Source organism: Flavobacterium sp., from assembly GCF_043773265.1.
Taxonomy (GTDB): Bacteria; Bacteroidota; Bacteroidia; order Flavobacteriales; family Flavobacteriaceae; genus Flavobacterium.
In genome coordinates this window covers 1-11,140 of record NZ_JAYVFH010000286.1, presented here as the reverse complement: position 1 = coordinate 11,140, position 11,140 = coordinate 1, and the positions used below count along the sequence as shown (strand labels likewise).

Here is an 11,140-nt window from a genome sequence, read left to right as displayed (position 1 = left end):
AATTCTTGGTGGAGAAAATTATAGAATAGGAATGGGTGGCGCAGCAGTTTCGTCTGCAGATACTGGAGCTTTTGGTTCTGGAATTGAATTAAATGCAATACAACGTTCTAATCCTGAAATGCAAAAACGTGCCGCAAATGCCATTCGTGGATTAGTAGAAAGCGATGTAAATCCGATAGTTTCTATTCACGATCATGGTGCTGGCGGACATTTAAATTGTCTATCAGAATTGGTGGAAGAAACTGGTGGATTAATAAATTTAGACAAATTACCTGTTGGAGATCCAACACTTTCTGCCAAAGAAATTATTGGAAACGAATCTCAAGAACGAATGGGATTGGTAATTGGTCAAGAAAATATAGCATTTTTACAACGAATTGCCGATAGAGAACGTTCGCCAATGTATCAAGTTGGCGATGTTACAGACAATCATAGATTTACATTTGAAAGCAAAAAAACTGGAGAAAAGCCAATGGATTTTGCTCTTGAAGATATGTTTGGAAGTTCACCAAAAGTGGTGATGAACGATAAAAAAATCGAAAGAAAGTATTCTGAAATTACATATAATCAAGAAGATATTCCAAAATATATTGAAGAATTATTCAAGTTAGAAGCTGTTGCTTGTAAAGATTGGCTAACTAATAAAGTCGACAGATGTGTTGGTGGAAAAGTAGCAAAACAACAATGCGTTGGACCTTTGCAATTGCCTTTGAACAATGTTGGGGTTATGGCTTTGGATTATTTAGGAAAAGAAGGATTTGCAACTTCTATTGGACATTCGCCTATTGCTGCGTTAGTAAATCCAACTGCTGGAAGTAGAAATGCGATTGGAGAAGCTTTGTCAAATATTATTTTTGCACCATTAAAAGACAATTTAAAAAGTGTTTCACTTTCTGCCAATTGGATGTGGGCTTGTAAAAATGAAGGCGAAGATGCACGATTGTATGAAGCTGTAAAAGCGTGTTCAGATTTTGCTATAGAATTGGGAATCAATATTCCAACAGGAAAAGATTCACTTTCTATGAAGCAAAAATATCCTAACGATGAAGTAATTGCGCCTGGAACTGTAATTATTTCTGCTGGAGCAAATTGCAATGATATAACTAAGGTTGTTGAACCAGTTTTGAGATTTCATAGCGATGGAATGACAAATGGTTCAATTTATTACATCAATTTATCTCAAGATGAGTTTAAATTGGGAGGAAGTTCTTTTGCACAAACTCTAAATAAAATAGGAACTGATGTTCCAACGATTAAAAATTCAGAATTCTTTAAAAAAGCATTTAATGCTATTCAGAATTTAATTAATGACAATCAAATTGTTGCAGGTCACGATATTGGAAGTGGTGGATTAATTACTACTTTGTTAGAAATGTGTTTTGCAGATGTCAATTTGGGTGCAAAAATTAATTTTGATGAGTTACCAGAAAAAGATTTAGTTAAAATTTTATTTTCAGAAAATATTGGATTAGTACTTCAATCTAAAGACGATTTGGAATTTGAAAAAGGACTAAACGGAATTGAGTATTTTAAAATAGGTTCGGTTCAAAATTCAGATGTATTAGAAGTTTGCTACGCCAGTTCGCTATTGCTCGGGTCAAGTTTCAAGTTTAAGAGAAAAATGGTTTGAAACCTCGTTCCTACTCGATCAAAAACAGACTAAAAACGGAAAATCGTTAGAGCGATTTGAGAATTTTGCTAATCAGAAGTTGGAGTATGTTTTTCCTGAGCATTTTACTGGAGATTCTTCCTTCGTCAGAATGACAAATTTGGAACGACCAAAAGCAGCAATCATTCGTGAAAAAGGAAGTAATTCTGAACGTGAAATGGCAAATGCAATGTACTTAGCAGGATTTGATGTGAAAGATGTTCACATGACAGATTTAATTTCGGGAAGAGAAACTCTTGAAGATATTCAGTTTATTGGAGCTGTTGGTGGATTTTCAAATTCAGATGTTTTGGGTTCTGCTAAAGGTTGGGCTGGAGCATTCAAATACAATGAAAAAGCGAATATTGCTTTGAAGAATTTCTTTAAACGCGAAGACACTTTATCAGTCGGAATTTGTAACGGAGCGCAATTGTTTATGGAATTGGAAATCATAAATCCAGATCACGAAATTCATGGAAAACTAAAACACAACGATTCTAGAAAGCACGAAAGTATTTTTACCTCTGTTAAAGTTCAAGAAAATAATTCAGTCATGTTGAAAACACTAGCAGGAACAACACTTGGAGTATGGGTTTCTCACGGCGAAGGAAAATTTAATTTACCAATGTCAGAAGATAATTATGATATTGTTGCCAAATATGGTTATGAAGACTATCCTGCAAATCCAAATGGTTCCGACTATAATACAGCAATGCTTTGCGATAAAACAGGACGCCATTTAGTAACAATGCCGCATATTGAACGATCAACTTTTCCTTGGAATTGGGCTTATTATCCTAAGGATAGAAAAGATGAAGTTTCTCCGTGGATTGAAGCTTTTGTAAATGCTAGATTGTGGGTAGAAAATAAAAGTAAATAATATTATTAATTATTTTTTAATAATTGCTTTCGAGATTTATAAGCTTTTAAAAATTCTCCTTTTGGTTTTCCATCATCAAAGGAACTCAATTTAACAATTGTTCTAACTGCTTTTCTTGCGTCTTCATTTGACCAATTTTCATACTCTATTCTGTAAATTGCCGAGTACATTTCGGCTCTTCCAGTTCCATGATAACAATGAATAAGGACTGGATAATTGGCTTTATCATCCATGATTTTTGTAAAAATTTCAATGTTTTTATTATTTGGAACTTGCTCTGATGGATTACTAAAATAATTTAAACCTTCAATTTTTTCAACCGCATCTTTTTCTGATTTAATTTCGCCTGGATTTTCTGGATTTAAAACCAAATCATTTGTTCCAGGCATACGCAAATCGATAATACTTTTTATTTTATATTTTTTTACATAATCGGCAATTTCATCTGGAGGAATTACTCCACTTTTATAAACTTTTCCTTCGGTAATAGTTTCAAAATTATGATTTATGTTCATGTCGTAAACATATTTACCTACCCCAACAATAACTATTAATAAAACAGTTAGTATTATTTTCTTTTTTGTACTCATTTTATTTACTATTTGAATCTAATTTTTTATCAATTATACGTTCCATATAATCTTGTAAAAAAGCTTTACATTTTAATTCTAATAGATTCATTTCTTTATTTCTAGAAAATATTAAATTATTTTTTAAATCTTTATCTTCTTTTTTATAAAAACCTTTAGCTTTCTTTCCATCAAAGGTACAAATATAATCGCCACACATAAACTGATACATATCTGCTGAATATTTCATTACAAACGGCGACACTTTTTTGTCATTTATCAAGCTTCTACCCCAACTTCTAAATGGCTTTTCATATCCAATCATGTCTAATAATGTAGGATAAATATCGATTTGTTGTGCTAATTCATTATTAACTCCAACATATTTTTCATTAGCAGAAAAAAATAAAACAGGAACAGTATGTCTATTGAATTCTTTTTTATATTCATCAAAAGCTATTGTATTTCCATGATCGGCAACTAAAACAAAAATTGTGTTATTATACCAAGATTCTTTTTTTGCTGATTGAAAAAATTGTTTTAAAGCATAATCTGTATAACCAATAGTTTGATGAATATTGACAGTTCCTTTGTCAAATTTACCTTCATATTTTTCAGGAATAATATATGGTTCATGTGATGAAACCGAAAATAAAGTTGCCATAAACGGATTTTTCTTTTTGGACAAAGTTTTATTAAAATACTGAAAAAAAGGTTCGTCCCAAATTCCCCAAACACCATCAAAATCATCATCGTTATTATACTCTGCCTTACCATAATAATGATTGAAACCTAAAATGTTTCCGAAACCCAAAAATCCCATAGAACCATTTGGCGCACCATGAAAAAAAGAAGTATCATAACCTTCTCCTTTTAAAACAGAAACTAGGGATTCTATTTTTTGTTTAGAATATGACGAGGATGTAAAAGCATTTTCAAATGAAGGAATTCCTGCAATAATAGATGACATTCCATGAATCGATTTATAACCATTTGCATAAGCATTAGTATAAATTAAACTGTGCTGCGAAAGTGAATCTATAAATGGAGAATATCCTTTGTAATTTGGAATTTTCATTTGTTTATTAAACGAACTAATGTACTCACGACCATAACTTTCTAATATAAAAATTACAATATTAGGTTTAGTTTTTATATTGTTTTTATATTGTTTTATTGGAACAATTAATGAATCAATCGATGCATTATCAACAAATTTTTCTTTTTTAAAGGTATTTGTATTCCATGTTCTAATTATGGCAAATGGTGTATTTAAAACAAAATCGGCTTGTGAGGAATTAGAAACATATCTACTTGCATCTAATAAATTAATAGGTCGTGTACTTTTTCTAAAATCACCACGAATTCCTCCTATGCAAAGCGCCGTAATTAATAAAAAACTTACAATAGAAGTCGCAAAATATTTGAAATTTGGTTTTGAAATTTCACTTTTGTTTTTTACTTTTTTATATAGAAAAATCCAAAGAAAAGAACAAAGAAATAGCAAAAAGAAAACGTGCCAATAATTTATTAAAAAATTAAAAAACAAAAGTGATTTATTGCTTTCATTTTCTAGAGTATCAAGTGAAGCACGAGTACTTCTATTGAAAGAATATCTGTAATAAATAAAATCAATAAAATTAGTAGCATATACCGCCAAATTTGTAGTAAAATATAGATAAAATAAAACTTTCTGGAAATTTTTTTTGGTAGTAATTATTATCGGAAAAATCGATAAAATAATAAACAACGAGTTTGTATATAATATAGTTGTAGTGTCAAAAGTTAATCCGTGATAAGAAAGTTTAACAAAATCTAAAACACTTATAATTTCAATTAAATTTTGGTTATAAATAAAGAATAAAACACGAGCTACAAAATAGAAAACATAAGCCAATAAAATTCTATAAATTAGAACCTTATATTCATTAAATCTTGGAAATTTCTTCATCTACAAATGCTAATTTTTAAAACACCAAAGCTACATATTAAACAATTATTATTTTAATTTTTTAATTTAATATTGTGATTCACTTTTTTATTAATTAATTTGCATTAAAATAAATTCTAATGGTTGCAATAACTCGTCTATTTGATTTTCCTTATTATCAACTTGAAAAAAATAATATTTCTGATTGTTTAGTAACTAAATATAATGGTGTTTGGGTAAAAACTTCTACACAAGAATATGTAGATAAAGCTAATGCAGTTTCTAGAGCTTTATTGCGATTAGGTATTGAAAAAAGTGATAAAATTGCTATAATTTCTTCTTCAAACAGAACAGAATGGAACATTATGGACATCGGAATTTTGCAAGTTGGTGCGCAATCTGTGCCAATTTATCCAACAATTTCTGCCGAAGATTATGAATATATTCTAAATCATTCTGGTGCTGCATATTGTTTTGTATCTGATGATGTAGTGTTTCAAAAACTCAAAGAAATTCAAAGAAAAGTTCCGTTATTAAAAGAAGTTTATTCGTTTGATGAAATTCTAAATTGTAAAAACTGGAAAGAGCTTTTAATCTTAGGCGAAGACATAACCAATCAAGATGTAGTTGAGGACAGAAAAAACAATGTATTGCCAAGCGATTTAGCAACAATAATTTATACATCTGGAACTACAGGTAAACCAAAAGGCGTGATGCTTTCGCACCATAATATTGTATCAAATGTTTTAGACAGTTCGCCAAGAATTCCATTTGAAGAAGGTACAAGTCGTGCCTTAAGTTTTCTTCCAATTTGTCATATTTTTGAACGCGTAATTTTGTATATCTATCAATATTACTCTTGTTCAATATATTTTGCAGAAAGCATAGAAAAACTATCAGATAACATAAAAGAAGTTAAACCAACAGTTTTTTCAGTTGTACCAAGACTATTAGAAAAAGTATATGATAAAATTTATGCAAAAGGTGCTGAATTAACCGGAGTCAAAAAGAAACTATTCTTTTGGGCAATCGATTTAGGTTTAAAATATGAACCTTATGGAGCAAATGGATTTTGGTATGAAACACAACTAAAAATTGCTAGAAAATTAATATTTAGCAAATGGCAAGAAGGTTTAGGTGGCAATTTAACAGTTATGGTTTCTGGAAGCGCTGCACTTCAAACACGACTTACAAGAATTTTTGCAGCAGCAGGTATGCCAGTTATGGAAGGTTATGGATTAACCGAAACATCTCCTGTAATATCAGTTAACGATATGAGAAATCATGGATTTAGAGTTGGTTGTGTAGGTAAAGTCATTGCTAATGTAGAAGTTAAAATTGCTACTGATGGAGAAATTCTTTGCAAAGGTCCAAATGTGATGATGGGATATTTTAAAGACGAACAACTTACAAATGAAGTTATAATTAATGGTTATTTTCATACAGGTGATATTGGCGAAATAGATGCCGATGGTTTTCTAAAAATTACTGATCGAAAGAAAGAAATGTTTAAAACTTCTGGAGGAAAATATATTGCACCACAACTCATTGAAAACATAATGAAACAATCATTATTTATTGAGCAAATAATGGTAATTGGTGATGGCGAAAAAATGCCTGGTGCATTTATACAACCCAATTTTGACTTTGTTAAAGAATGGGCAAAAAGACATCAAGTTGTAATTGGCGATTTAAATGAAGAAATTGTAACAAATATAGATGTTATAAAACGTATCCAAGAAGAAGTTGATATAGCCAATGAAAAATTTGGCAGTTGGGAAAAAATTAAGCGATTTGAATTAACACCAAATATTTGGAGTATTGAAGGCGGCGAACTTACACCTACTTTAAAACTAAAACGAAAAGTTGTTAGAGAAAAATATAAAAATTTATATAATAAAATTTACAATAATGTTTAAGCATCAAACACCTTTTAACGAAGGTGTTTTTTTTTATAATTAACTTATATAATATTAGTTATAAACAAATACAAATTCATTTAGTTGAAAAAAAAAAGTGGTTTAGATTAAACAATTCATAATTTATAGTACATTTATTTGATTAACCAAAAAAACTAAAATTTATGAATGTAAAAAACTTTATTGTTGGTGGAATTGTTGGCGGAATTGTTGATTTTCTACTAGGATGGCTATTATGGGGAAAACTTTTTATAGATTTTTTTCCTGCTGCAGATGAAAGTAAAATGAATATGCTTTTTATCTTTCTTGGATGTATGACTTTTGCATTTTTTATTTCTTATATTTTTTCCAAATGGGCAGCAATTTCAACGACAATTTCTGGTGCTACAGCTGGTGCAACAATTGCACTATTTCTAAGTTTGTTCAACAACTTTTTTTATTATAGCAACAATCTAACTCCAGATTATAAAGTTATCGTTATAGACGTTGTTTTAACTATAATTTGTGGTGCAGTAGTTGGAGCGATAATTGGATTGATTAATGGAAAAATGAAGTAATTATTTATTTTTGTAACTTTAAAAAACTCTTCAAGAAATTGAAGAGTTTTTTATTACACTTATATTGATTATCAATTATTGCTTATCTAGTCATTGAATGGAAATTTTGAAATTATTTCTTAATATTATAAAACAATAATGCAAGAAAAAGAATAGAACTTTGTAAAGTTGTAAAAACTAATTTGCAACACTAATATTCATAAAAAATGAAAAAGACAATTTTTATTCTATCAGCTATAATTTTTGGAATTATATTAAATTCTTGCAATAGCGACTCAAGTTCAAGTAGTAGTAGTTATCCTTTTAAAGTTAAAATGACAGACGCACCTGGACCTTATGAAGAAGTAAACATAGATTTACAAGCTGTCGAAGTGACCGGAAGCAATGGACAAACTGTAACTTTAAATACTACTGTTGGAGTATATAATTTATTAGATTTCTCTAATGGTTTAAGTACTTTAATTGCTACTAGTACACTAACTGATTCTAATGTTAAACAAATCAGATTGATTCTTGGTCCAAATAATACAATTGTAACGAATGGTGTAAGTTATCCTTTAAGTACGCCTAGTGCCGAACAATCAGGTTTAAAATTACAAGTAAATCAGACATTATTTGCTGATATTCAAAATGAAATCTTGATTGATTTTGATGCTAATTCCTCTATTGTTGAAACAGGTAATGGAACTTACAAATTAAAACCTGTATTAAGAACTGTTGTTACAGCAATAACTGGAAATATCAAAGGAACTATTACTCCTGTAGGAACATTAGCAGTAGTAACTGCTACTTCTACAACTGCTGTAGAGTATTCTAGTAATGTTAATGATTTAGGTCAATTTCAAATATCTGGACTTCCACCTGGAACCTATACTTTTACGATAACTCCAATATTACCATTACTTCCAGTAACACAATTGAATGTGATAGTAGTTGCCGGTGCAACAACAAATCTTGGCGTCATTGCACTCTAATTGACTATTTTATCTTTTAAAATAAATATTTTAAATCGCCTAAAAGTAATTTTTAGGCGATTTTTATTTTTTTTAATTTTTTTTAATAAAAAATATAGATTTATTATGCGTGCATAGTATTTTTTTTTGTATCTTTGAATTTCAATTGATTTTACATGAAAGAAAAAACAATAGATTACATACTCCGAGCAACTTGGCAAGCGGTTTCAAGAATGTACAATGAAGAAGCGTCAAAGTATGAAGGTTCAATGGCAATTGGATTTGCATTATTAAGTATCGATAAAGAAAATGGAACGCCATCAAACTATATTAGCAACCGAATGGGAATGGAACCAACTTCGTTAACCAGAACATTAAAAACATTAGAAGAAAAAGGATTAATTACTAGGCAAAAAAATCCGGAGGATGGTCGTGGTGTTCTAATCTTTCTAACAGATTTAGGAAAAGAAAAAAGAGAATTATCTAAAAATACTGTATTAAAATTCAATCAAATAATAAAGCAAAATATATCAGACGAAAAATTTCAACATTTTATTGAAGTTTCAGATACAATTAATGATTTGATTACAGAAAAAAAAATATTTTAAATAAACGCTTATTGCATAAAGCATAAAGCATAAAGCTTTTAATAAATGAAAAGAATTATAAAAAAAGTGGCTGTAGTTGGTTCCGGAATTATGGGATCAGGAATTGCTTGTCATTTTGCAAACATCGGATTAGAAGTATTGCTTTTGGACATTGTTCCCAATGAATTAACCGAAATCGAAGAAAAGAAAGGTTTAACATTAGAAAATAAAATTGTTCGTAACAGATTGGTTAATGAACATTTGGCAAATGCTTTAAAATCGAACCCATCGCCTATTTATAGTCAGAAATTTGCTAACAGAATCACAACAGGCAATACAACAGATGATATGGCAAAAATTGCCAATTACGATTGGATTATTGAAGTGGTTGTAGAACGTTTGGACATCAAAAAATTAGTTTTCGAGCAAATCGAAAAATATAGAAAACCTGGAACTTTAGTAACCTCAAACACTTCTGGAATTCCTATAAAATTTATGAGCGAAGGACGAAGTGACGATTTTCAGAAGCATTTCTGCGGAACACATTTCTTCAATCCTGCTCGTTATTTAAAATTATTCGAAATCATACCTGGACCACAAACGTCTAGCGAAGTATTAGATTTTTTGACAAATTACGGATCACAATTTTTAGGAAAAACATCAGTCGTTGCAAAAGATACACCAGCATTTATAGGAAACAGAATCGGAATTTTCGGAATTCAAAGTCTTTTTCACTTAGTTACCGAAATGGGCTTGACAATTGAAGAAGTTGATAAATTAACTGGTCCAGTTATTGGTCGTCCAAAATCGGCAACTTTTAGAACAGTTGATGTTGTAGGTTTAGATACTTTGGTTCACGTTGCCAACGGAATTTACGAAAATTGTCCGAACGACGAAGCTCACGAATTGTTTAAACTACCAACTTTCATCAATAAAATGATGGAAAACAAATGGTTGGGAAGCAAAACTGGTCAAGGTTTTTACAAAAAAGTAGACAAAGATATTCTAACTTTAGATTTAGAAACATTAGAATACAGAGCAGCAAAAAAAGCATCTTTCGCAACGTTAGAATTAACAAAAACTATAGATAAACCAATAGACAGGTTCAAAGTTTTAGTAAAAGGAAAAGATAAAGCAGGCGAATTTTATAGAAAATCTTTCTCCTCAATGTTTGCTTACGTTTCCAATAGAATTCCAGAAATCTCAGACGAATTATACAAAATCGACGATGCAATGAAAGCTGGTTTCGGTTGGGAAAATGGTCCATTCGAAATTTGGGATGCAATCGGAGTAGAAAAAGGAATTGAATTAATGAAAGAAGAAGGTTTAGCACCAGCAAATTGGGTAACCGAAATGTTAGCTTCTGGAACTACAAGTTTCTATACTATTAAAGAAGGAGCGACTTATTTCTATAATATTCCAAATAAATCGCAGACTAAAATTCCAGGACAAGATAGTTTCATAATCCTAAATAACATTCGCGAAAGCAAAAAAGTATGGAGCAATTCTGGTGCAATCATTCAAGATTTAGGCGACGGAATTTTAAATTTAGAATTTCAATCAAAAATGAATACCATTGGTGGCGATGTTTTAGCAGCCATCAACAAAGCCATCGATTTATCAGAAAAAGAATATCAAGGATTGGTTATCGGAAATCAAGCATCCAATTTTACGGTTGGAGCCAACATCGGAATGATATTTATGATGGCAGTTGAACAAGAATATGACGAGTTGAATATGGCAATTAAAATGTTTCAAGACACCATGATGCGTGTTCGTTATTCTGGAATTCCAGTTATCGTTGCGCCACATGGAATGACACTTGGTGGCGGTTGCGAAATGAGTATGCATGCAGATAAAGTAGTTGCAGCAGCAGAAAGTTATATCGGATTAGTTGAATTTGGCGTTGGAGTAATTCCTGGTGGTGGCGGTTCTAAAGAAATGGCATTGCGAGCTAGTGATTTATTCCATAAAAATGATGTCGAATTAAATGTATTACAAGAATATTTTATGGCAGTCGCAATGGCAAAAGTGTCAACATCTGCTTATGAAGCTTTCGATTTAGGGATTCTTCAAAAAGGAAAAGATGTAGTAGTA

General features: G+C 30.5%; 9 protein-coding genes. 7 read left to right on the top strand and 2 right to left on the bottom strand.

What is annotated here, in order from left to right:
* Both ACH2BO_RS14855 and ACH2BO_RS14850 read left to right on the top strand, forming a co-directional pair.
* The coding region (locus tag ACH2BO_RS14855) for an AIR synthase-related protein (protein WP_395045514.1) at positions 1–1,630 on the top strand (1,630 nt) is incomplete at its 5' end.
* A 130-nt stretch (positions 1,631–1,760) separates the two neighbouring features.
* Complete coding sequence (locus tag ACH2BO_RS14850) at positions 1,761–2,528, top strand: phosphoribosylformylglycinamidine synthase subunit PurQ (RefSeq protein ID WP_395045513.1); 768 nt, start codon at positions 1,761–1,763, stop codon at positions 2,526–2,528.
* A gap of 5 nt (positions 2,529–2,533) precedes the next feature.
* On the opposite strand, the gene ACH2BO_RS14845 is transcribed toward ACH2BO_RS14850, so the two are convergent.
* Positions 2,534–3,118: a dual specificity protein phosphatase family protein gene (locus tag ACH2BO_RS14845; RefSeq protein WP_395045512.1), complete on the bottom strand. Its 585-nt coding sequence runs from the start codon at positions 3,116–3,118 to the stop codon at positions 2,534–2,536.
* A 1-nt stretch (position 3,119) separates the two neighbouring features.
* On the bottom strand, positions 3,120–5,048 hold the full coding sequence (locus ACH2BO_RS14840; protein WP_395045511.1) for an LTA synthase family protein: 1,929 nt from the start codon (positions 5,046–5,048) through the stop codon (positions 3,120–3,122).
* Positions 5,049–5,167: 119 nt separating this feature from the next.
* Here ACH2BO_RS14840 and ACH2BO_RS14835 point away from each other — a divergent pair, with 119 nt between their 5' ends.
* The 5 genes from ACH2BO_RS14835 to ACH2BO_RS14815 all read left to right on the top strand — a co-directional run.
* Positions 5,168–6,946, top strand: coding sequence for an AMP-dependent synthetase/ligase (locus ACH2BO_RS14835; RefSeq protein WP_395045510.1), 1,779 nt, complete (start codon positions 5,168–5,170; stop codon positions 6,944–6,946).
* Between the two features lie 164 nt (positions 6,947–7,110).
* The gene (locus ACH2BO_RS14830; protein ID WP_395045509.1) at positions 7,111–7,503 is read left to right on the top strand and encodes a hypothetical protein; all 393 of its coding nucleotides are present in this window, start codon (positions 7,111–7,113) and stop codon (positions 7,501–7,503) included.
* Between the two features lie 206 nt (positions 7,504–7,709).
* On the top strand, positions 7,710–8,477 hold the full coding sequence (locus tag ACH2BO_RS14825; protein ID WP_395045508.1) for a DUF4382 domain-containing protein: 768 nt from the start codon (positions 7,710–7,712) through the stop codon (positions 8,475–8,477).
* Between the two features lie 155 nt (positions 8,478–8,632).
* Positions 8,633–9,064 carry a MarR family winged helix-turn-helix transcriptional regulator gene (locus ACH2BO_RS14820; protein WP_395045507.1) on the top strand — a complete coding sequence of 144 codons (432 nt, stop codon included), beginning with the start codon at positions 8,633–8,635 and terminating at the stop codon, positions 9,062–9,064.
* 45 nt (positions 9,065–9,109) lie between these two features.
* The coding region (locus tag ACH2BO_RS14815; protein ID WP_395045506.1) for a 3-hydroxyacyl-CoA dehydrogenase/enoyl-CoA hydratase family protein at positions 9,110–11,140 on the top strand (2,031 nt) is incomplete at its 3' end.

Bases quoted from the DNA above. Each gene is read 5' to 3' on its own strand.
- ACH2BO_RS14835 (WP_395045510.1), top strand. From the start codon at position 5,168: ATGGTTGCAATAACTCGTCTATTTGATTTTCCTTATTATCAACTTGAA.
- ACH2BO_RS14850 (WP_395045513.1), top strand. From the start codon at position 1,761: ATGACAAATTTGGAACGACCAAAAGCAGCAATCATTCGTGAAAAAGGA.
- ACH2BO_RS14820 (WP_395045507.1), top strand. From the start codon at position 8,633: ATGAAAGAAAAAACAATAGATTACATACTCCGAGCAACTTGGCAAGCG.
- ACH2BO_RS14845 (WP_395045512.1), bottom strand. From the start codon at position 3,118: ATGAGTACAAAAAAGAAAATAATACTAACTGTTTTATTAATAGTTATT.
- ACH2BO_RS14825 (WP_395045508.1), top strand. From the start codon at position 7,710: ATGAAAAAGACAATTTTTATTCTATCAGCTATAATTTTTGGAATTATA.
- ACH2BO_RS14830 (WP_395045509.1), top strand. From the start codon at position 7,111: ATGAATGTAAAAAACTTTATTGTTGGTGGAATTGTTGGCGGAATTGTT.
- ACH2BO_RS14840 (WP_395045511.1), bottom strand. From the start codon at position 5,048: ATGAAGAAATTTCCAAGATTTAATGAATATAAGGTTCTAATTTATAGA.